This is a genomic window from Aequorivita marisscotiae, from assembly GCF_029814825.1.
Lineage (GTDB): Bacteria > Bacteroidota > Bacteroidia > Flavobacteriales > Flavobacteriaceae > Aequorivita > Aequorivita marisscotiae.
The window spans coordinates 1,272,537-1,294,971 of the sequence record NZ_CP122379.1; the positions used below are offsets into that span (position 1 = coordinate 1,272,537).

Consider the following 22,435-nt stretch of genomic DNA (forward strand, 5'->3'; position numbering starts at 1 on the left):
TTTTTGGTTTTAATTTAAATTAGACATTTGTTGTTAAAAAGTATAGTTGATATTTAAGCCTAAGCGCGTACCACGGGTGTAAGAGAGAACCGTTTCTTTAGTTTCAATATTTGTAGTACTCGGTTTTATTAGTTGGGTTCTTTTTATTTGGGGGTTTAAAATATTTTTTCCTGAAACACCTATTTTTAAATTTTTGGTTAGTTTTTTCTTCAGAATTAAATCGAGGGTTACAACGCCATTTTCCACGATGGCATCGTTGTAATTTACATCGCCAGACGATTGGAACTCGGGGGCGCCCAAGGCGTAAATTCTATCGGAGGCATAATTGGCAGAAAGTGTTGCCTCAAAGGGATTGTTTGTATTGGTATTAAAATTTAAAGCTCCGTTTACTATCCAATCTGAAGCTCCTTGTAGGCCGGTTTCAGTTAATCCTTTGTACCGAAATGTTCTTACAAAATTACCTGCGTTGTCATACACTTCTTTTAAATCTTGTTTATGCCACATTCTTGAAGCATTTACATTTAGTTTTAAATTTGGTTGTTCGTCGCCCGAAATTAAATTTATACGGCTTTCAACTTCAAAACCGTACACAGTTGCTTCATCGCCTGCATTGAAATATGAAAATACTCCTGCCGAACCTCTGTCTTGCACTTTATTAATAGGGTCTTCAATTAACTTGTAAAATCCGGTAAGTGACAGCAATTGATCGCGCGAAGGAAAAAACTCCCACTTTAAATCGAAGTTTCTGTTTAAGGAAGCCTCAATATTTGGGTTTCCACGGGTAACTTGCCCAACTGGCGAAACATATTCAAAAGGAGCAATTTCTTTAAATTCGGGAAGTGTAGTTGTATAGCTATTAGCAAAACGGATGCTGTGCTTTTCGCTCAAATTGTATTTTATATTAAACGATGGAAATATTCGGTTGTAATCTTTTGATACATCACCAATGCGTCCTGCGTAGTTATTTACATCCCAATTCACAAAAATATTATCGGTCTGAAATCGCAATCCGGCTTGTAAGGTGAAGTTGCCACGAACACCCGTAAAATTGGCATAACCCGCAGTGCTATTTAATTCACCGCGATAAAAATCGGGCGACAGCGAGTTTCGTTTTAAAAGTCCATTGTTGAAGTTTTGTGACGTAAAAATTTCTGAAATATCATCAATCGATGAAGGGTTTACAGCGTTGGTGATGGTTTCTTCTACCCCAAAAAATTGCGAACCAAAATCGCGGCTTTTATTTCTGTGAGTAGCTCCTGCATTAATATAAAATTGATCTTTTTCTTGGTCAATAATTTTAAATACACCATTTAAGCGCGCATTGTATTCAATACCTTCAATTTTTTGAACACTTTTGCGCTGTTGAAAACCACCGGTGCGTCCAAGTTGGACAATTTGATCGTTAAAATTAACTTCGTTTCTAATACGGTTAGGCTCGTCTGCGCTTAAATAATTGTAGCCAGCGGCCCACTGCACTTCATTTTTTTCACCAAAGTTGTGCTCACCACTAAGTTGCGTTACAGAGAGCAAAGTCTTCTTTAAATTTTGGTCTCGAATAAATTGTGATAGGCCTTCTTCGGGATCGGTTTCTTCGTAAATTACGGCTTCGCCAGCGCGGCCACCCTCAAAAACTTCGTCTTCAATCTTATTAATTAATAGTGAGTTGAACTTTAAATTGTTGTTGTCATTTGCTCTAAACCTAAGGTGAAATAAGCCAGAAGTTGCTACTTCTTTTTTCCAATTTATTGCATCGGGAATCATGTCGTCTAAATAGTTTGAGCGGTATTGGGCAAAGGCGCCTTTGCTATATTCAAAGTTTTCAGACTGCCCTGCAGTAAATAAAAGGCTAAGCTTATCGCCAAGCCGCTTCCCAACACTTAAAGAAAACGATTTGTTTATAGGGAAATCTTCAATTTGTGGGTTCCAGCTTTGTGCTACAATAGCCCTACTTGTAGCAGTATTTTTGTTGTAAAAACCAAATGAAACATCTCGGTAATTTGGCGATACTTTAAAATTGTTAAATACACCATTGCTTGTAACATTGGTATTTATTGAAGTGCTTGCGCTGGCCGATAAAAGTGAGCGTTTTGAAAGTTGTTTAGTATTTATATCAATATTTCCCGAAGCTTGATCTGCCGATAGTTTTGGCGAGGTAGTTTTACTTATATCAATACTTTCAATTAAACGGGTAGGAAAAAGGTTGAGATTTATGTTTTTTCTTTCAATATTATCTGAAGGAATAGGAAGACCGTTTAAAGTGGTGGATAAATACCTATCCCCTAGGCCGCGTACAAAAACATCGCCATTACCGTCGGTTTTTGAAACACCCGAAATTTTGGTTGTGGCACCAGCAGCATTTGAAACTCCTAGTTTAGACAATTGTTCGGCGCCAATACTTTCTATAATAGTTGTAGCTTTCTTTTGCTCAAGCAATAATGCTACTTCACTTTCTCTACGTACCTGCGTTTTAATTATTACTTCATCGAGGGCAGCGGCACTCGCTTTCATGGGTACATCTATATTAGTAACATTGTTTGCAGTAACTTCTACATGGGGGATTTCAACCGTTTCGTATCCCACATAGCTAAATACTAAGTTGTAAATTCCGGGTTTTAAATTCCCAATTTTATATAAGCCGTCAAAATCTGAAGTTACGCCTATTGTAGTTCCTTTAATAAAAACGTTTGCAAAAGGTAGTGGTTCATTATTGTATTGCGTATCGGTAAGTTTTCCCGCAATTGTTCCATTTTGCTGCGCAAAGGTTATTGCGGTAACAAAGTAAAAAGTTAGTTTTAAAATTGTTTTCATTTTTGTCGTTTGATTTGTTGGTGCAAAGAAACCAGGCGTGTGTAAAAATTGTGTTAATTGGCCATTACCAATTAGTCAAGTTAGGGTTAGCTATATGTTAAGTCAATTGAAAAAAAATGATTGAATTGCCTCCTGAAAATAGTATCTTGCCTACCAAATTTTTACATATTATGATGCAATGGGAACAGCTGCTTTCACTAAAAAAGCAGGGAGATAAAAACAAAAGACTTAGGATTGAAGAAGACGAAACTCGGTTGGGGTTTGAGGTAGACTACGACCGTGTAATTTTTTCGGCGGCATTCCGAAGTTTACAGGACAAGACGCAGGTTATTCCATTGTCTAAAACCTCCTTTGTACATACGCGCTTAACCCATAGTTTGGAAGTATCGGTCGTAGGCCGCTCTTTGGGCCGAACGGTGGGTAAAGCAATTTTAAAAAAGCATCCCCAATTGCAAAATGTGCACGGGTTTCAATTTAACGATTTTGGAGCCATTGTTGCGGCGGCGGCGCTTGCACATGATATAGGCAACCCTCCTTTTGGACACAGTGGTGAAAAAGCAATTGGCGATTACTTTTTAAACGGAAACGGCAAACGTTTTAAAGATAAACTCACCGAAAAACAATATCAGGATTTAGTTGCTTTTGAAGGCAATGCCAATGGATTTAAAATTTTAACGCAGTCTAAAAATGGAGTGGAAGGAGGTCTTCGGCTTACTTTTGCCACGTTGGGCGCATTTATGAAATACCCAAAACAATCGTTGCCTCACAAACCCACCACACACGTTGCCGATAAAAAATTTGGCGTTTTTCAAAGCGACACTACTTTCTTTGAGGAAGTAGTTTCAGACTTAGGACTTTTAAATCAAGGAAACGGTAGGTATTCACGCCATCCGTTAACGTACTTGGTCGAAGCTGCCGATGATATTTGCTACACCTTAATAGATTTTGAAGACGGAATAAACCTGGGGCTAATAGATGAAGACATTGCCTTGGAATATTTAATAAACTTAGTACGCGCTACATTAAAGAAAGATGTTTATTCGGCGTTAAAAACATCGCAGGATAGATTGGCCTATTTGCGAGCGCTAGCCATAAACACTTTAATTTCAGAAGCTGCGGAAATTTTTATTGATAATGAAGAAGAAATTTTAAAAGGCACTTTTTCTGAAGCGTTACTCGACAAAAGTAAGTACAAAGTGCAAATTGCCGATATTATAAAAATTAGCATTGAAAAAGTGTACCAAAGCGCCGAAGTTACCGAAAAGGAAATTGCTGGCTACAATATATTAACGACCCTGTTGGAAAATTTTACAACAGCATTTGAAAATCTGAGCAATAATAGCGAACGACAATACGATTTACTTTTACTTCGAACAATAGATTTTCAAGTAGATACTTCGGTTTCTGTGTATAATTACTTAATGGAATGTTGCAATTATATTTCGCGATTAACGGATGGCAATGCGCTTCAAATTTTTCAGAAAATAAAAGGAGAGATGCACTAAGTATCTCTTTAGACCGATGTTAAATGTTAAATAGTGCCGATTGGGCTGATATATTGGCAATTTATGATATTTTTAGCATTCCTTTTATTTGAGGGAATTTTAACAACATTTCTAGAAAGATTATTTCTAAACTAAAACCACCTAAAATTTAATTTAAAGCTTATGAAAAAAGTTCTTTACTTACTTATCATTTTTGTTGTAAATGTAACCTATGCGCAGGATTACAACAATTTGGTAAAAACGTACCTTCAGCAAAATCGATCGATGCATTCGCTACAACCGCAGGATATTGCGGATGTAACAATTGCTTCGCAGAGTTTTTCAAAAAATATGCAGGCGCATAATGTATATGTAGAACAGCGCCACCAAGGAATAAAAGTTTTTAATTCTACCTCTCCTTTTGTAATTAAGGATGGAGCGGTTTACAGTGCTAAAGTTTCTTTTATCGAAAATATTTCGGCAAAAGTAAATAGTACTACTCCTTCTATTTCTGCGGTGAACGCGATAGCTAAAGCCGCCACTGCTTTGGGTTTACAGAGTCCTACAAATTTAAATTTGCTAGAAACTGTTTCAGACCACAGCTACATTTTCTCTAATGGATCAATTTCTTTGGAAAATATTCCTGTTGAATTGGTGTATCAAAAAATGGAAGAATCTGGCACTTTAAAGCTAGCTTGGGATCTAAGTATTTCTTTATTAGATGCTTCGCATTACTACAGCGTACGCATTGATGCTATGACTGGCGAATTGTTAGAAACAATGGACTGGGTTGTAAGTTGTAATTTTGGATCGGAAGCGCATTCACACACAAGTACCAGAAGCATATTAGAAGGTACCAAAAGTGAAGCCAGCATGCCTATTACTACTTTGGCTAATGCAACGTATCGCGTTTTTCCATTGCCACAATTAGGGCCGCACAATGGCGCAGACCAACTAATTAACGACCCTTCAGATGCGGTTGCCTCTCCTTACGGATGGCACGATATAGACGGCGTTGCTGGAGAAGAATTTACTTACACTCGTGGTAACAATGTAATTGCTCAGGAAGATAAAAATGGTAACAACGGATCTGGTGCAAGAGCAGAAGGTGGGCCAACCCTTACTTTTGATTTTCCTTTTAATCTTCCTCAACACCCGAATGCATTTACCGATGGTGCAATAACCAATTTATTCTATATGAATAATATGATGCACGATGTTATGTACCACTACGGTTTTGATGAAGCAAGCGGTAATTTCCAGGTAAATAACTATACCGGTGCCCCAGGTGCAGGCGATTATGTTTTTGCAGATGCACAAGATGGAAGCGGAATTAATAACGCAAACTTTGGAACTCCTCCAGACGGTGGTGCACCAAGAATGCAGATGTATTTATGGAGCGCTCCGGGTACTGTATTAGGTACGTTTTTAACAGTAAACAATGGGCCATTGGCTGGACAGTATTACGCCATGGATTCTAACTTTGCGCCACCACTTACAACCACACCAATAACTGCAGATCTTGTAGTTGTAGAGGATGATAACTCTGGACCTTCAACCGATGCAAATGACGGATGTGATAATATTACGAATGGTGGAGCAATAACAGGAAAAATAGCTGTTATTAGAAGAGGTGAATGTAACTTTACCGTAAAGGTGCTCAATGCACAAAACGAAGGTGCCATAGCGGTAATTATCGTTAACGATGTTCCGACAGATCCTATTGTAATGGGCGGTAATGGTACACAAATTACAATTCCTGCTCTTATGATTTACAAAACAGATGGAGAAGCACTTATTGCTTCGCTTTTAAACGGAGATACAATAAACGCTACGTTGGTTGATGATGGATCGGGTACCGATAACTTTCAACGCGATGGCGATTTAGATAATGGTATTGTTGCTCACGAATATGGACACGGTGTTTCTAACCGTTTAACGGGTGGCCGTTTATCTGCCGGTTGTCTTCAGAATCAAGAACAAATGGGTGAAGGATGGAGCGATTATCTAGGTTTTATTTTAACAATGAAACCTGGCGATACCAGATTTGACGCACGTGGAACGGGAACCTATGCACTGGGACAAGGTGTTGCGGGTATGGGATTAAGAACAAAGCCATACAGTTCAGACTTTGCGGTAAACGATTTTACCTATGACGATATTAAAACACAATCTGTTCCTCACGGTGTTGGTTCGGTTTGGGCCACAATGTTGTGGGATTTAACTTGGGACTTGATAGATGAACACGGTTTTGATGCCGATCTTTACAACGGAACAGGCGGAAACAATATATCTATGCAACTTATACTTGACGGTATGAAATTGCAACCATGTAGTCCAGGTTTTATAGACGGTCGTGATGCTATCCTTGAAGCAGATTTAATTGCTAATGGCGGTGCTAACAGATGTATTATTTGGAGAGCCTTTGCAAAAAGAGGTCTTGGTTTAAGTGCTACGCAAGGAAGCTCTAATAGTAGAGCCGACGGTACTGAAGCATTTGATGTGCCGGTAGATTGTATCTTGGGTACTTCTGATAACGGAACCTTAGAAAACAACTTTATAGTTTATCCAAACCCATCAAATGGTGAGATTACTATTAAGTCTCGTATAGATGTAGGCGAAACAACTGTTTCTATCTTTGATATGAATGGAAGAAAAGTGTTTACACAGCAACTTGAACTTCACACTTCTGCTAATGTAAATGCAAGCCAGTTGAATGCCGGTATTTACTTAATGCAAATTTCAAGTGGAGATCGTTCACAGACAACTAAATTAATTATCAACTAATTATTAGTTAGTTAATAAAAAGAAAAGAGGTTCGAAAGAGCCTCTTTTTTTTATATATACTTTTTGAGAGTTTTGTGTATTTTTTCTGAAGAAATACCCGAAAGGTCTTGTAGCTCTGCAACCGAACCGTGTTCCGGAAAAACATCCGGAATTCCTAAAATTTCTATTGGGTTTTTATAGTTATGTTTTGAAGCAAAAGTTACAATCGTAGTTCCTAAACCGCCAAGAATAGTACCATCTTCAATAGTAAGGATTGTTTTATATTGTTTGAAAATTTTATGAAGCAAGTTTTCGTCCAATGGTTTTAAAAACCGAATATCAACTAGGCCAATTTTATTTTGTTGTGAAGATGGGAGCATATCTATTGCACGCACAACATTGTTTGCCATAGTACCTATGCTCAAAACTACAATATCACTGCCTTCTCGTAGCACCGTTGCAAGTCCTATTTCAATTTTATTAAATGGTTTTTTCCAGTTTAGAATAGTTCCTTTGCCGCGAGGATATCGTATAAATATAGGTAGTTTCAACCCGTTTTGTGCGGTAAACATTATATTCCGCAATTCAATTTCGTTGCGGGGCGCAAAAATGATGAGGTTCGGAATACAATTTAAATATGCCAAATCGAATATTCCATGGTGGGTGGCACCATCTTCACCTACAATTCCAGCTCTATCCAAGCAGAAAATTACCGGAATTTTTTGTAAACATACATCGTGAATTACTTGGTCGTAGGCACGTTGTAAAAAGGTAGAATAAATATTGCAAAATACTGAAAAACCTTGCGTAGCTAAACCCGCTGCAAAGGTTACGGCATGTTGTTCTGCTATTCCTACGTCAAAGGCGCGTTTCGGAAATGCATCCATCATAAATTTTAATGAACTTCCCGTTGGCATTGCTGGTGTTATACCTATGATTTTTTCATTTTCCGACGCCAGTTCCACCAAAGTTTTTCCAAAAACATCTTGGAATTTTGGCGGCTCCATTTGCTTGCTTTTTGGTGCCAAATCGCCAGTAAGCGCGTCAAATTTACCGGGCGCGTGATACACTACTTGGTTTTCTTCGGCTTGCCGTAGCCCTTTTCCCTTCGTAGTAATTAAATGAAGCACTTTTGGACCCGAAACCGCTTTTAATCTTTCCAGTTCGGAAATTATTAAATTTAAATTGTGGCCATCTATGGGTCCGGTATAATTAAAATTTAAGGCTTCAAATATATTGTCGGCATCTTTTGCTCCCTTGCCTTTCACCTTGGTAAAATATTCCTTTAACGCACCTACGCTGGGATCTATGCCAATAGCGTTATCGTTTAATATTACCAAAAGATTTGTATCGGTAACCCCTGCGTGGTTTAAGGCTTCAAAAGCCATGCCGCTAGCAATCGAGGCATCGCCAACAACGGCAATATGCTGTCGGGTATTTTCGCCGTTTAATCGCGAGGCAATTGCCATTCCCAAGGCTGCCGAAATTGCAGTACTACTATGCCCTACGCCAAAAGTATCATAATTACTTTCGGCTCTTTTTGGGAAACCGCTAATACCTCCCAACTGCCTATTGGTGTGGAAAATTTCTTTTCTGCCTGTTAAAATTTTATGTCCGTAAGCTTGGTGGCCAACATCCCACACCAAAACATCATCGGGCGTGTTAAACACATAGTGAAGTGCAATAGTAAGTTCCACAACACCAAGACTTGCGCCTAAGTGGCCTTCTTTTGTAGCAATAATATTTATGATAAATTCACGTAGCTCTTTGGCTAACTGTGGTAAATTTTCCTTCGGAATTTTTCGCAGATCTTTTGGAAAATTAATGGTATTTAATATGTTTTTTCGCACGCTGTAAAGATACAGTTTATGGGAATTTGTTAATTGATGAATTCGTTAATTTGTTAATTCGTAATTTCGTTTTTTATAAAGCCGATTTAAAAACTGAAATCTTGAGTATAATAGATCCCTTAGACGACACTTATTTTATGAAACGCGCCTTGCAAGAAGCTGAAATGGCCTATGAAAAAGACGAAATTCCTATCGGGGCGGTAATTGTAATAAACAATCAGATTATTGCCCGTTCGCATAACCTAACCGAAACTTTAAATGATGTAACCGCCCACGCCGAAATGCAAGCTATAACTGCAGCGGCAAATTACTTGGGAGGTAAGTATTTACTAGATTGCACGCTTTATGTAACAATTGAGCCCTGCCAAATGTGTGCAGGAGCTTTGTTTTGGAGCCAAATTTCGAAAATTGTGTATGGGGCTAGGGATGAACAGCGGGGATGTATAGCATTAAATACGAGGCTACATCCAAAAACTGTAATGACGGGAGGAGTTTTGGCTGCGGAATCTTCGCAGTTGTTAAAGCAATTTTTTATAGAAAAAAGATCTAAATAAGTGTTACAAGCTATCGTGCTTTAGTACCAACAAAAAAGCCCTCCAGAAAATGAAAGGCTTTTTACAAATCTTTAGTTATTCCTTAATCGTGAATAACGCGAACTTGAGCCGCAACAGTTCCTTTTCGACCTTCTTCTTCAACATATTCTACTTTGTCGCCTTCGTTTAGCGCTTCACCATTTAAGCCGGTTACGTGTACAAAAATGTCTTTTCCAGTTTCATCGTTAGTGATAAAACCATAGCCTTTAGATTCGTTAAAAAATTTTACTGTTCCTTCCATTTTAAATAAAAAATAATTATTGATTAAGTACAAATGTATAATTTTTTGATTTTAAGTGTTAACGAAATCAAAAAATTTTGAAACATACAATGCATTTATATCTTTTTATCTTTTTGATAATCCTGCATTTTTTTTATATTTTCTTTGGTAAGCATATAGTCTTTAACACTTCTATTTTTCCATCTGTGGTAAATAAATAGTGGCATTAATAAAAAAAATCCGGCCATTAAACTAAGTCCGATAATTAAATTTCCAGTGGCCTCGTCATTCAATTTAATATAAAAGCCAGTGCCTAGACCAATGAGTACAGCAAAAAATAATACGATAAGAATGTATTTCATAGAAGAATGGTTTTCAAAATTATTTAGTTGAAAAATCTATTAGTTTTCGGCGATAAGCGGTAAGTAATTTCGATTTTGAAACGAAACCGTAATATTTTCCGTCATTTATAACCGGTAGGTTCCAGGCTCCCGTGTCTTGAAATTTTTTCATTACCTCGGTCATTTTATCTTTGTGCAAATCTATTACTCCTGGTGGATTGTGCATTAATTCGCGCGCACTTATTTTGTCGTATAACTTTTGATCGAACATAATGGGCCGCAGATCGTCCAGCAGAATTATACCTTCCAATGTATTGGAATCTTTACTGAGTACCGGAAAGAGATTTCTTTTAGATTTAACCACCGCTTGATGTACCATTTCGCCAAGGGTCATTTTGGGATAAATAACTATAAAATCGCGCTCTATAACTGTTTCAATATCCATTAAGGTTAGCACTGCATGATCTTTGTCGTGGGTAATAAGATCTCCTTTTCGTCCGAGTTCCATTGTATAAACGGAATGTGGAATAAAAAATTTTGTCAGTGAAAATGAAATGGCAGCCGTAACCATTAGCGGGATAAACAGTTCGTACCCACCGGTAACTTCGGCAATTAAAAATATAGCTGTTAATGGTGCATGAAGAACCCCAGCCATTAGCCCCGTCATTCCAACTAACGTAAAATTACTTTCTGAAACGGGATTATTCAATAGGCCGATATTATTGAGAATTTTCGCAAAACAATTCCCCATAATACTTCCCATAAATAGCGTTGGTGCAAAAATACCCCCAACACCTCCTGCGCCAAAAGTTAAGGCACTTGCTATAATTTTAAACACAACCAATCCTGCTAACAACAAAATAACCACCCAAATACTGGAAAGATCTAAATTGAAAAAATTGTTTTCCAGTGCAGCATTTGGGTTTCCTTGTACCAAATTGTTTATTATATCGAAACCTTCGCCATACAATGGAGGAATAAAATAGACCAGAATGCCAAGGCCAATCCCACCAATTAACAATCGCTTAATAGGCGATGCTATTTTTTCGAAAAAATCCTGAATTTTCGAATACATCTTCGTGTAGTAAATAGACACCATAGAAGCGACCAATCCCAGTAATATGTAAAACGGAATATCGTTAATTGTAAATTTTTCGGTAATATTAAACGGCAACAAAACGTCTGATCCTAAAAAGAAATACGAAGTAGTAATTGCCGAAACCGATGCCAAAAGAAGAGGCACCATAGAAATTAGGGTGAGGTCCAAGCTAAATACTTCCACGGCAAAAATAATAGCAGCGATAGGAGCCTTAAAAATAGCAGACATAGCTCCCGCACCCGCGCAGCCAATTAATAGTGTCCGGGTAGGTTGGTTCATATGGAAAAACCTCGCTAGGTTGGAGCTAATTGCAGCACCTGTGGCCACTGTTGGGCCTTCAAGACCAACAGAACCTCCAAAACCTACCGTAATGGGCGCGGTAATTAAACTTCCAAACATTTGAAATGGCCGCATAAATCCTTTGCGTTTTGAAATAGCATATAGAGTTGACGGAATTCCATGGCTTACTTTATGGCGAATAATATAGCGCATTGCCAAATATGCCAATGTAAGTCCGATAAGCGGAAAAATAAAATAGAATGCTGTCTGATAATGAGCAATAAGCTTTCCCTGCAATAAATTTTGAATCAGGTGGGTTAGGTTTTTTAAGATTACCGCTCCAATACCTGCCAGAAGTCCAACAGCAATAGCTAGAATAAAAACAAACTGCTTATGCGGTATGTGTTTAATCCTCCAGATTAAAAACCGGGTTAGTACGTTGCGTTTTTGCGTTGGCATCCCTAAAGCTATCAAAAAATCCTGCATTTGCAGGATTTTTATTTAAGATTTTATTTCAACTTTTAAATGAAGTTCTTCAAGTTGTTTTTTATCAATGGGCGCGGGTGCATCAATCATTACATCGCGGCCCGCATTGTTTTTTGGGAAGGCGATAAAGTCGCGAATGGTTTCCTGCCCACCTAAAATTGCAACCAACCTGTCTAAACCAAAAGCAATTCCGCCGTGTGGTGGCGCACCGTATTGAAAGGCATCCATTAAAAAGCCGAATTGAGCTTTCGCTTCTTCTGGAGTAAATCCTAAATAATCGAACATCAGCGCTTGTGTTTTTCTATCGTGAATTCTAATTGAACCACCGCCAATTTCGTTTCCGTTTAGTACTAAATCGTATGCATTAGCCTTAACTTCACCGGGATTGGTGTCTAAAAGTTCCAATTGCCCAGGTTTTGGAGAGGTGAAAGGGTGGTGCATTGCGTGGTAGCGATTTGTATCCTCATCCCATTCCAGCAATGGGAAATCTACTACCCAAAGTGGTGCAAATTCGTCGCTTTTTCTCAGACCGAGTTCTTCGGCTAAATGCATTCTCAATGCGCTTAATTGCGTACGAACTTTATTTTTATCTCCAGAAAGTACACAAACCAAATCGCCAGGTTTAGCTCCTGTAATTTCAGCCCATTTTGCCAAATCTTCCTGATCGTAAAATTTATCTACCGAAGATTTATAACTTCCGTCATCGTTACAACGTGAATAAACCATTCCTAAAGCGCCAATCTGCGGACGTTTAATCCAGTCTATTAATTTGTCTATTTCTTTTCTTGTAAAAGTGTTTCCACCGGGAACAGCAATTCCTACTACTAATTCTGCTTGATTGAAAACATTAAAATCTTTGTGCTTTGCCACGGCGTTTAACTCGCCAAATTCCATCCCAAAGCGTATATCCGGTTTGTCGTTTCCGTATTTCGCCATGGCTTCGTCGTACGTCATTCTAGGGAATTCCGAAATTTCTACGCCGTTTATTTCTTTTAAAAGATGTTTTGTTAACCCTTCAAACGCATTTAGAATATCTTCTTGCTCCACGAACGCCATTTCGCAATCTATCTGCGTAAATTCTGGCTGTCTGTCTGCGCGGAGATCTTCGTCGCGGAAACATTTCACTATTTGGAAATATTTATCCAAACCGCCAACCATTAGCAATTGCTTAAAAGTTTGGGGCGACTGTGGTAAGGCATAAAACTGACCTTCATTCATTCGTGAAGGCACCACAAAATCACGTGCTCCTTCGGGAGTAGATTTTATTAAATACGGCGTTTCCACTTCAACAAAACCTTCATTTGCCAAATAATTGCGTACGGCAATGGCAACTTTTGAGCGGAATATTAAATTTTTGCGCACCGGCTTTCTGCGAATGTCGAGGTAGCGATATTTCATTCGTAAATCTTCGCCGCCATCGGTCTCATCTTCTATGGTGAAGGGTGGAGTTTGAGACTCATTCAGAATATTTAATTCGGAAACTAAAATTTCCACATCGCCGGTAGGTATGTTTGGGTTTTTAGATTCGCGCTCAATAACGGTTCCCTTTACTTGAATTACGAACTCACGACCTAATTTTGTGGCTTTTTCAATTACTTCTTTTGAAGTTCTTTCTTCGTCAAAAATAAGTTGGGTGATGCCATAGCGGTCGCGAAGGTCAACCCACACCATAAAACCTTTGTCGCGGGTTTTTTGTACCCATCCCGCAAGGGTTACTTCTTTGTTGATATCTGCCGCGCGAAGCTGGCCGTTGTTGTGCGTTCTGTACATTTTATTCTGAAAAAAATTGAGAGGGCAAATTTAGTAAGTATTAAATGAATTGTTGTGGTTTTGCAGCGATTATTATTTTAGAGCACGGGTTGCCACGAATACGCGAATATTTTTAAAAGAAAAGCCTGAAAGTTTTTTTAATTGTTACGATTAATGGTGTTTTTTATCGTGTGGATTATTCTTTTTACTTCAAATCTGCCATTTTCATTTTTAAAACTTTACAACAAAAAACAAAAAAATCCCTTTGTGCATTACTGATACAAAGGGATTTTATATAGATGAAATGTTTATTACGCTATGCGGTTATTATAGGTAGCATCTTTTGCTCTTTGTTTTTTTAACTCTTTTAGCCTTCGTTTTTTGTAAAACCTTATTTTGGCGCGGTTAACCAGATAAAACATTACCGGGACCACAATTAAAGTTAGGAATGTGGCGAATATTAAACCGAAGATTACCGTCCACGCGAGTGGCCCCCAGAAAATAACGTTGTCTCCGCCAATGTAAATATTCGGACTGTAATCTGTAAATAACCCGAAGAAATCTATATTAAACCCAATTGCTAAGGGAATAAGACCCAAAACAGTTGTAATTGCCGTTAACAAAACAGGGCGCAAACGTGACTTTCCTCCTGCAACTATTAATTGAAAATACTGGCGTTTGGTGAGCATTTGGTCTTCATCCATTTGTAGATCAAACATTTTACGGTCAATGAGAATTTGGGTGTAATCAATAAGAACAATCGCGTTATTAACTACAATTCCAGCAAGTGAAATAATACCCATCATAGTCATAATTACCACGAAATCCATTTGAAAAACTACCAGACCAAGAAATACTCCGGCCAAACTTAAAATAACCGATGTTAAGATAATCATTGGTTTTGAGAGGCTATTAAATTGTGCTACCAGGATAAGCAAAATGCCGCCCATAGCATAAAATAGTGCCAATAAGAGAAAGCCCATATTATCTGCTTGCTCTTCTTGTTCGCCAGTAAATACAAGATTTATATCTTTTGGCAGATCATAATTTTGCAATTCAACCTTAAGATCATTTACAATTTCGGTAGCATTATAGCCTCCAATAACGTTTGAATATACGGTTATGGTTCGTTTTAAGTCTTTTCGTTTAATTGAGCTGAAAGAGGCAGTATTGTTTTTTGTAACCATTGCCGATATGGGTATCTGCACAATTTTCCCTTGGTTATTTCTAAAGGTTATAGGTTGGTTAAAAAGGGCACTTTCATCGTAACGAGATTTGTCTGAAAGCCGAACATTTATTTCGTAATCGTCGTCGCCATCTTTATAGGTTGAAGCTTCTTCGCCAAAAATAGCACGACGAAGGGTTAAGCCAATCTGCCCTGTAGAAATACCCAATTGTCCTGCTTTTTCGCGGTTAACGGTAACATCCATTTCCGGTTTACTTTTGTTAACGTCTATTTTTAATTCTTCAATTCCGCTTATGCCTAAGCCTTCAATATAAGACCGAAGGTTTTCGGCTTCGCGAAGCATTTCTTCATAATTTTCGCCAATCAATTCAATATTAATAGGGTAGCCTACGGGTGGTCCGGCAGCGTCCTTTTCTACAATAATTGAAGCCCCTGGAAAACCTTTTACCGCCTCCCGAACTTCTTCTAAAACGTCACTACTTTTTACGCCACGACGCAACTGATAATCGCGCATGGAGAGAGTTATCTTTCCTTTTTGCGGCATTTCATTGCTTTGGCCTCCATCGGTCTGTGGGTTTCCGGCCCCTTGACCCACCTGCGAAATAGCAGATTCTACCATATAATTATAGCCATCGTCTTCATATTTGGCAATGGCGTCAAAAACACGTTGTTCAACGCGTTTGGTGAGCTCGTTGGTTTTTTCAATATCGGTACCCTGTGGATATTCTATGTAGGTGATAATCTGATTGGGTTCGTTTTCGGGGAAGAAAAGTACTTTGGGTTGTACTAAATACACCAAAATAAAAGACAGAAATAATAAAATAACCGTGCCGAAGAAAAACACATAGGCTTTTTTTCCGCGCAAGGCGTATTTTAGAATTTTTTCATAGAAATTCTCTAGTTTTTTCAGTGCTTTGTATTGAAAATAATCTACGGCTCCAACCAAAAAATATTTATAAACCCAGAGCATAATGGCGGTGAGTATTGCTAAATTTCCAAAACCGCGGAATGCAGCAACATCTATTGCAAAACCAGCAATTACAAGCAATATACCAACCCCTAGCAGTATTAAACTCCAACGGATAAGTTTCTTTTTTGTCATGGGTTCTTCTTCAGTTTTCATAAAAACCGAAGTAAGCATAGAGTTAATGATCAGTGCCACAAAAAGCGAAGACGAAAGCACTACCGAGAGGGTAATGGGAAAGTATATCATAAATTTCCCGATGGTACCTGGCCAAAGACCAAGTGGGAAAAATGCGGCCAAGGTAGTTGCGGTTGAAGCAATAATGGGCCAAGCAATTTCGCCCATTCCTTGTTTGGCAGCTTTTCGTGGCGATAGGCCTTCACTCATTAATGTATAAACGTTTTCTACTACTACAATTCCGTTGTCCACAAGCATTCCCAGCCCCATAACGAGCCCAAAGAGAACCATTGTATTTAGCGTAAAGCCCAAAGCCGATAGAATAACCAGCGACATTAACATGGATAGCGGAATGGCGAAACCTACAAATAATGCATTTCTAAAGCCCAGGAAAAACATTAGCACCAACACTACTAAAATTACTCCGAATATTATGTTGTTTACCAAATCGTTTACTTGGTTTTCGGTTTTAATAGATTGATCGTTGGTTAGCGTAATGTCGAGGCTTTTTGGCAAGTAATTTTCCTGTTCTTCGGCTACAATTTTTTTAATTTGTTCTACAGCCTCGATCATGTTTTTTCCCGCCCGTTTTTTTACATCGAGCATTACTACAGGTTCCCCGTACTCGCGTGCATAGGTAGTAGGGTCTTTTTCTTGAAATTTTATATCGGCTATATCTTTTAGGAAAATAATTCCGTCATCTTTTTTAACCACCACATCTTCGAGCTCTTTCGGATTTTTAATTTCGCCGGTAATACGAATGTTTTTCTGAACGCCATTGGTGATAATATTTCCGCCAGAAATGGTGCTGTTTTCTCCCTTTATTGCATTTATAATATTGTCGAAACTAACTTGCGAAGCCGTCATTTTATAAATATCTACGGCAACTTCAACTTCTTTTTCCTCGGCACCGCGAATGGTGGCCTCTTTTATTTGGGGGAGTAATTCAATTTTATCTTGAAGATATTCGGCGTAGTCTTTTAACTGTTGTACAGGATAATCGCCTGTAAGGTTAATATTTAAAATAGGCATTTCTTCCGAAAAATTTAAGTCGAAAACGTTGGGTTCTACCTTTCCGCCATTGGTTAGGGTAGGCCAAGTAGTTTCGGCTTTTACAAGATCTACCTTGTCTTTAACCAATTGTTTTGCTACTGGAATATCTACAGACTCTTCAAATTCAACAATAATAATAGAATAATCCTGAAGGGTAGTTGAGGTAATTTCCTTTACACCGCCTACGTCTTTAAATTCTTCTTCTAAAGGCTCGGTGATAAATTTTTCAACATCTTCTGCGGAGTTTCCGGGGTTTACAGAAGAAACGTAAATTTTGGTTTCGATAATTTCTGGAAAAGCCTCGCGCGGCATGGTGTAATAGGCAATGGCACCCAGAAATAAAACAATGGCCATTACTACATAAACGGTCATTTTATTGTCGATGGCCCAAGACGAAATACTAAATTCTTTATACGGGTTTTTGCTCATGATGCAAAGGTTTCTTAGTTTTTAATGGTTACTTTCTGGCCATCGCGAAGGGTTTTTGCGCCTTCTTTAATAATGGTATCGCCTTTTTTAAGTCCCGATTTTACCTCTGTGTGGTTTTCATAAGAAAGTCCGGTTTCTAGCAATACACGTTTTGCAACCCCCACAGTATCATTTATAGGTTGGTATAAAAATGCTATGGTTTCGCCAGCCGCATTTTCCTGCAAAATATTCTCTGGAACGGTTATGGCGTTTTCTGCGCTGTAATCATTCACTTTTACTACTGCAATGAGGTTTGGTTTTACTAACCCGTCTTTATTCGGGATTTCAACCTGAATTTCAAAACTTCTGTTGTTGGGATTAATGTAGTTGCTCACTTGGCTAACGGTGCCTTCAAACTCGGCATTTATTGAAGCTAATTTTACTTTTACCTGCGTTCCTTTTTTTATGTTTTTTAAATAGGTTTCCGGAATGGCGGCCTTTACATACATATTGTTCAAATTCACCAAGCGAATAATGGGACTTTGACCGGGAATTACTACTTGCCCCTGATCTGAAATAATTTCATCTACAATGCCGCTAAATGGCGCTGTAATTATTGTTTTTCCCAACTGAGAACGCAATTGGTTGGTTACATTTTTTGCAGCTTCATAATTGGTTTTTGCTTGTAGAAATTGAATTTCGGAACCTATTTTCTGTTCCCAAAGTCGCTGTTGGCGTTCAAAAGTGGTTTTTGCCAAGGCCAATTGTGCTTCTTGTTGGGCCACTTGACTTGAAAGCCCTCCGTCATCAATTTTGGCAAGACGCTGCCCTTTTGTTACATTTTGGCCTTCCTTCACATATATGTTTGTGAGCACTCCAGAATATTCTGCATTTAGCACTACATTTTGGTCTGTAGCTACGTTTCCTTGTACTTCTACGTAGTGTTTAAAAATAGTATCTTTTATAACCTCGGCAGTTATTAGTGCAGGACGCTCTTTCTTTTCGTGGGTTTCTATATATTCATTCAGCTTGTCAATTTCACTTTTTAGTTCGCGTTGCTGCTTATTCAGTTCGGTTCTTTTGGCCTTTACGGCCGAAAGATTGCCAGAGTCAATCACGGCATCTACCGATTTCTTGTCATTGCCGCAAGAAGCAAAGATGGCGATTATTAGTAGTGATAGAAGTGCTTTTTTCATTAGTTTGAATTTTCGCTTTAAGTTGAATTTTAAAAGTTTTAGTACTGTTTTTTAATAGTTTCTGAATCTATACGAAGCTGCGGAATATTTAAAACAGTTTCAAGATTTGCTTTTTCGTTTATCACTTGCAACATAGATTGAAAATATTGTTGTTGGGCCGTGTATAACTGTGTCTGGGCTTGGCGCAAATCGAAACTGGCACCTAATCCTTCTGTAAACTTAATTTGGTTTTTGTTTTCAATACGCACTGCCAAGGCGAGATTTTTCTTGGAGTTTTTATAATTTTCAATCGCGAATTGATAATTGCTTCTGGCTGAGGTGAGATCTAATTTTATTTGTTGTTTGCTCTGTTCAAAATCGGTTTTTGCTTGCTCTAAAGCAATTTTGGCGCGTTGGGTGCTGGCGCTGCGCATTCCGCTACTAAAAATGGGAATGTTTAAACTTACTCCCAAAACCGAAGATTGATACCATTTTTGGTCGCCGTTAAAAAAACTAAAATCGTTGCTATTGGCGGAAGTACCATAATTTACAAAGGCCGAAAGTCGGGGCAGATATTTACTTTTTTCAAGACGCATTTCAAAAAATCGCTGTTCGGTAAGATTATACGCAATTTTATAATCTACATTGTCTTCAATATTTAAAGAGGCATCTAATAGCGCTAGGCTAATGTTGTTATCTGCAAGTTCATCCAAACTGTCGGTTAAAATTACCGGGGCAAATACGTCAATTCCTAAAGCGAGATTAAACATTTGCTTTGCAATTTTCTGACTACGACGGGCATTGCTTAGCTGGGTTTCAATATCGAGTAGTGTAATTTCGAGCTGTTCAACATTTTCTTCTTCTGTTAAACCATTTTCAAAAATTTTTCTAGTTTCAAATAGGTTGTCTTCAAGATTTGTTTTGTTTTTTTCGAAAATGGCCACTAATTCCTGAGCTAAGAGCACACTTCCGTAGGCGTTAATTACGCCCTTTCTTACTTCGAGCCGGGTTTTTTCGTTTGCGTTTTCAGAAAATCTCAAAAATGCTTTTGCTGCCTTTAAACCCACCAGATAACTTCCGTCAAAAATAAGTTGGTTTAGAGTAGCTACGGCATTTGCATTTTGTTTTGTTCCGAAGGTTACCGGCGTAAAAGTACCGGGTTCGCCGCCGCCAAACTCGCCGGGAATTAAGGTTACGGGCTGTTTTAAATTATTTTGATAGCTAACAGTACCGTCTATTTGTGGGAGCCCTTGTGCCGTGGTTTCCCACTTTTGCTTAATGGCCTTGGCAATATCGCGTCGTGCATTAATTGAGGTGTAATTACTATCTAGCGCAAAGGTAATGGCTTCTTGTAAACTAAAACTGTAGTCTTTATTTTGCTGCGAAAAGCCTAAAGAAAAAGTAAGTACAAAACTGAAAAATAAAAGTTTTTTAGTCATTGGTTTGATGCGCTTTAATGAATTTATTTAGTGTGTTGAATCCTTCAGATGTTACAATTCCTCTTAAATGATATTCGAGATATTCTTCGTTGGCGAATTTGATCGAAAATTTTTCGAGAGGAAAAAGGTTTTGATCTTTTATACCGTGAATGCCCAAAAAATACAATCTCGCTATAAATTCAATATTAATATTGCTTCGATAAAGGCCTTGTTCTATACCTCTGCGAAGATTATTTCGGGTGTATTCCATCATTTTTTCGAAATGGTTTGCCTTAAGGTTTCCACTTATTTCGGGATAATATTTTTGTAATTGAAATTGGGGAGAGGAGTGGTCGTTATCAATTTTGTACATTACAAACTTCTTTATTTCAAAAAGTTCTATAATCGGATTTTGGTTTTGTGAACGAATTTCGTCTATCCCATCAGTAATGCCGTGCATGACAGTGCAAGTACATTCCTTTACAAGAGCTGTTTTGTTTTTAAAATGCGTGTAAATGGTTTTTTTTGAAATTGCCATTTCGTTGGCAATATCGTCCATTGTAACACTTTTAAAACCAAGTTTTAGAAAAAGCTCAGTTGCTTTTTCAATAATTTTATTCTTCATAATCGGGTGCAAAGGTAGGTTGTGGAAACTCTAAAAACAATTATAGTTTCCTTAGTTTTATTTTATTAACAGAAACTTAACAGGCCTGCTAATTTTCCACATAAATTGTGGGCATTCGCTTAGCTTGTTTTACTTTAGCCAAAATTTATTTTTAACGCATGGAAATTTTAAAAAAATATAATACGGCGCTTCATTCCCATCTTAAAAATGCAGTTCCCGAAAAGGGGCCACGCCAACTTTACGACCCTATAGCCTATATACTTGCGCTGGGTGGAAAGCGAATTAGGCCGGCGTTAACATTAATGGTGTGCGATTTTTTTGGCACCGACTTTAAAAAAGCGATAAGCGCTGCGTTGGCTGTAGAATTGTTTCATAATTTTTCGCTAATTCACGATGATATTATGGACAATGCTCCATTGCGAAGAGGTGAACAAACGGTACACGAAAGATGGGATGTGAACACCGCCATTCTTTCTGGCGATGCTATGCTAATTTTAGCATACCGATTTTTTGAAAACTACGAACCTAAAATGTTTCACGAATTGGCAAAACTCTTTAGCGAAACTGCCTTGCAGGTTTGCGAAGGGCAGCAGCACGATATGGATTTTGAAACCCGGGATGACGTATCCTTGGTGGAATATATAAAAATGATAGACCATAAAACGGCTGTTTTGTTGGGGGCGGCGATGAAAATGGGTGCTATCGTGGCCGAAGTTTCGGAAACCGATAAAGATAAAATTTATGAATTTGGTAGAAATTTGGGTATAGCTTTTCAACTGCAGGACGATTATTTGGATGTATTTGGAAATCCAGAAACCTTCGGAAAACAGGTGGGTGGCGATATTATTTCGAATAAAAAAACATTTTTGTATTTAATGGCCGTTGGGGAAGGTTCTACAACGCAATCGGAAGAATTGGAACATCTTTACAGCATAAATCCGAAAGATCCAACTGATAAAATAAATACCGTAAAAGAACTGTTTTTGGCCTCTGGCGCTGCCGAAGCAACACAAGCCGAAATAGAAAAATATAGTCAATTAGCGTATTCGCTTTTAGATACAATTAATATTTCGGCAGATAAAAAAGAAATACTTCACGAATTTGGAAGAGATTTAATGAAACGGAAGGTTTAAAAATACACACGTACAAATGGCGCAAAAGCACTTGCGTAAATGCTTTCATCTGCATCAAAAAGCACATCGTACCGCACGCCAATTGTAAAGTTATTACTTCTAAAACCAGCGCCAAGAAATAGGGCGGGATACCAGTAATTGGTTGTTACGTCTGGGCTGCCCAAATATTTATAGGTTCGGTTTACATTTAATTCTTCAAATTCTGCCGAGAGTTGAATTTCGGGAATTACATTATAGAGAGCCAATATGCTTCCTCCTAAAATTGTTGCATTGTTATTGTTTTTTAAACTGGCATAGGTGCCATTTAGCGCCACGCCGGCAGCAAATTGATCGTTAAATTCATAAATAGCACTCGGAGCAAGTGTTCCGCTAAAAAAACCGTCGCCGAAACTAAGCCCAATTCCGCCTCCAAAACGTACGTGTTGCCAAAAATCACTTTTATTGTTCTGGCTAAAAATGGAGGAGGTTCCAAAAAGTAAAAATATTATAAAACATAAACTTCCATTGCACCAAAATTTGGACTTTCGCATTATGAATACTTTAAGATTTTCTAGCTATAAATATATAAAATCAAGTCGGGTAGTTTGTGTAATTGTTGTATTTTTGTACCGTTTTATCAAA

15 protein-coding genes are annotated in these 22,435 nt (G+C 38.1%); 4 read left to right on the forward strand and 11 right to left on the reverse strand.

The window, feature by feature from the left end; translation table 11 throughout:
- Window positions 1–33: 33 nt before the first annotated feature.
- Window positions 34–2,808: a TonB-dependent receptor gene (locus QCQ61_RS05940; protein ID WP_279449854.1), complete on the reverse strand. Its 2,775-nt coding sequence runs from the start codon at window positions 2,806–2,808 to the stop codon at window positions 34–36.
- 173 nt (window positions 2,809–2,981) lie between these two features.
- On the opposite strand from QCQ61_RS05940, the gene QCQ61_RS05945 reads away from it, so the two are divergent.
- The gene (locus QCQ61_RS05945) at window positions 2,982–4,313 is read left to right on the forward strand and encodes a deoxyguanosinetriphosphate triphosphohydrolase (RefSeq protein WP_279450237.1); all 1,332 of its coding nucleotides are present in this window, start codon (window positions 2,982–2,984) and stop codon (window positions 4,311–4,313) included.
- 162 nt (window positions 4,314–4,475) lie between these two features.
- On the forward strand, window positions 4,476–7,079 hold the full coding sequence (locus QCQ61_RS05950; RefSeq protein ID WP_279449855.1) for a T9SS-dependent M36 family metallopeptidase: 2,604 nt from the start codon (window positions 4,476–4,478) through the stop codon (window positions 7,077–7,079).
- Window positions 7,080–7,129: 50 nt separating this feature from the next.
- Here the strand turns inward: QCQ61_RS05950 and QCQ61_RS05955 are convergent, their stop codons facing one another.
- Entirely contained in the window at window positions 7,130–8,908 is a 1,779-nt protein-coding gene (locus tag QCQ61_RS05955; protein ID WP_279449856.1) for a 1-deoxy-D-xylulose-5-phosphate synthase, read from the reverse strand.
- Between the two features lie 107 nt (window positions 8,909–9,015).
- Between QCQ61_RS05955 and QCQ61_RS05960 the strand changes: the two genes are divergently transcribed.
- Complete coding sequence (locus QCQ61_RS05960) at window positions 9,016–9,462, forward strand: nucleoside deaminase (protein ID WP_279450238.1); 447 nt, start codon at window positions 9,016–9,018, stop codon at window positions 9,460–9,462.
- Window positions 9,463–9,544: 82 nt separating this feature from the next.
- Here QCQ61_RS05960 and QCQ61_RS05965 read toward each other — a convergent pair whose 3' ends face one another.
- From QCQ61_RS05965 to QCQ61_RS06000, 8 genes are all read right to left on the reverse strand, one after another.
- Window positions 9,545–9,742 (reverse strand): cold-shock protein, encoded by a 198-nt coding sequence (locus QCQ61_RS05965; protein ID WP_279449857.1) that lies wholly within the window; start codon window positions 9,740–9,742, stop codon window positions 9,545–9,547.
- 95 nt (window positions 9,743–9,837) lie between these two features.
- Window positions 9,838–10,083 (reverse strand): hypothetical protein, encoded by a 246-nt coding sequence (locus QCQ61_RS05970; RefSeq protein WP_279449858.1) that lies wholly within the window; start codon window positions 10,081–10,083, stop codon window positions 9,838–9,840.
- A 19-nt stretch (window positions 10,084–10,102) separates the two neighbouring features.
- Window positions 10,103–11,899 (reverse strand): chloride channel protein, encoded by a 1,797-nt coding sequence (locus QCQ61_RS05975; RefSeq protein ID WP_279450239.1) that lies wholly within the window; start codon window positions 11,897–11,899, stop codon window positions 10,103–10,105.
- 42 nt (window positions 11,900–11,941) lie between these two features.
- Window positions 11,942–13,696, reverse strand: a complete 1,755-nt coding sequence (aspS, locus tag QCQ61_RS05980) for an aspartate--tRNA ligase (protein ID WP_279449859.1) — start codon at window positions 13,694–13,696, stop codon at window positions 11,942–11,944.
- 290 nt (window positions 13,697–13,986) lie between these two features.
- Window positions 13,987–17,484, reverse strand: a complete 3,498-nt coding sequence (locus QCQ61_RS05985) for an efflux RND transporter permease subunit (RefSeq protein WP_279449860.1) — start codon at window positions 17,482–17,484, stop codon at window positions 13,987–13,989.
- 14 nt (window positions 17,485–17,498) lie between these two features.
- Window positions 17,499–18,659 carry an efflux RND transporter periplasmic adaptor subunit gene (locus QCQ61_RS05990; RefSeq protein WP_279449861.1) on the reverse strand — a complete coding sequence of 387 codons (1,161 nt, stop codon included), beginning with the start codon at window positions 18,657–18,659 and terminating at the stop codon, window positions 17,499–17,501.
- A 38-nt stretch (window positions 18,660–18,697) separates the two neighbouring features.
- A complete protein-coding gene (locus QCQ61_RS05995) occupies window positions 18,698–20,077 on the reverse strand; it encodes a TolC family protein (RefSeq protein WP_279449862.1) in 1,380 nt (459 codons plus the stop codon).
- The gene (locus tag QCQ61_RS06000) at window positions 20,070–20,681 is read right to left on the reverse strand and encodes a TetR/AcrR family transcriptional regulator (RefSeq protein ID WP_279449863.1); all 612 of its coding nucleotides are present in this window, start codon (window positions 20,679–20,681) and stop codon (window positions 20,070–20,072) included. The genes QCQ61_RS05995 and QCQ61_RS06000 overlap by 8 nt, the downstream gene beginning before the upstream one ends.
- Before the next feature lie 158 nt (window positions 20,682–20,839).
- On the opposite strand from QCQ61_RS06000, the gene QCQ61_RS06005 reads away from it, so the two are divergent.
- The gene (locus QCQ61_RS06005; RefSeq protein ID WP_279449864.1) at window positions 20,840–21,814 is read left to right on the forward strand and encodes a polyprenyl synthetase family protein; all 975 of its coding nucleotides are present in this window, start codon (window positions 20,840–20,842) and stop codon (window positions 21,812–21,814) included.
- On the opposite strand, the gene QCQ61_RS06010 is transcribed toward QCQ61_RS06005, so the two are convergent.
- A complete protein-coding gene (locus tag QCQ61_RS06010) occupies window positions 21,811–22,344 on the reverse strand; it encodes an alpha-ketoglutarate decarboxylase (RefSeq protein WP_279449865.1) in 534 nt (177 codons plus the stop codon). The two genes, QCQ61_RS06005 and QCQ61_RS06010, sit on opposite strands and share 4 nt — an antisense overlap.
- Window positions 22,345–22,435 lie beyond the last annotated feature (91 nt).

Bases quoted from the DNA above. Each gene is read 5' to 3' on its own strand.
- QCQ61_RS05975 (WP_279450239.1), bottom strand. From the start codon at position 11,899: ATGCCAACGCAAAAACGCAACGTACTAACCCGGTTTTTAATCTGGAGG.
- QCQ61_RS05950 (WP_279449855.1), top strand. From the start codon at position 4,476: ATGAAAAAAGTTCTTTACTTACTTATCATTTTTGTTGTAAATGTAACC.
- QCQ61_RS06005 (WP_279449864.1), top strand. From the start codon at position 20,840: ATGGAAATTTTAAAAAAATATAATACGGCGCTTCATTCCCATCTTAAA.
- QCQ61_RS05990 (WP_279449861.1), bottom strand. From the start codon at position 18,659: ATGAAAAAAGCACTTCTATCACTACTAATAATCGCCATCTTTGCTTCT.
- QCQ61_RS06000 (WP_279449863.1), bottom strand. From the start codon at position 20,681: ATGAAGAATAAAATTATTGAAAAAGCAACTGAGCTTTTTCTAAAACTT.
- QCQ61_RS05945 (WP_279450237.1), top strand. From the start codon at position 2,982: ATGCAATGGGAACAGCTGCTTTCACTAAAAAAGCAGGGAGATAAAAAC.
- aspS (WP_279449859.1), bottom strand. From the start codon at position 13,696: ATGTACAGAACGCACAACAACGGCCAGCTTCGCGCGGCAGATATCAAC.
- QCQ61_RS05965 (WP_279449857.1), bottom strand. From the start codon at position 9,742: ATGGAAGGAACAGTAAAATTTTTTAACGAATCTAAAGGCTATGGTTTT.
- QCQ61_RS06010 (WP_279449865.1), bottom strand. From the start codon at position 22,344: ATGCGAAAGTCCAAATTTTGGTGCAATGGAAGTTTATGTTTTATAATA.
- QCQ61_RS05970 (WP_279449858.1), bottom strand. From the start codon at position 10,083: ATGAAATACATTCTTATCGTATTATTTTTTGCTGTACTCATTGGTCTA.
- QCQ61_RS05995 (WP_279449862.1), bottom strand. From the start codon at position 20,077: ATGACTAAAAAACTTTTATTTTTCAGTTTTGTACTTACTTTTTCTTTA.
- QCQ61_RS05940 (WP_279449854.1), bottom strand. From the start codon at position 2,808: ATGAAAACAATTTTAAAACTAACTTTTTACTTTGTTACCGCAATAACC.
- QCQ61_RS05985 (WP_279449860.1), bottom strand. From the start codon at position 17,484: ATGAGCAAAAACCCGTATAAAGAATTTAGTATTTCGTCTTGGGCCATC.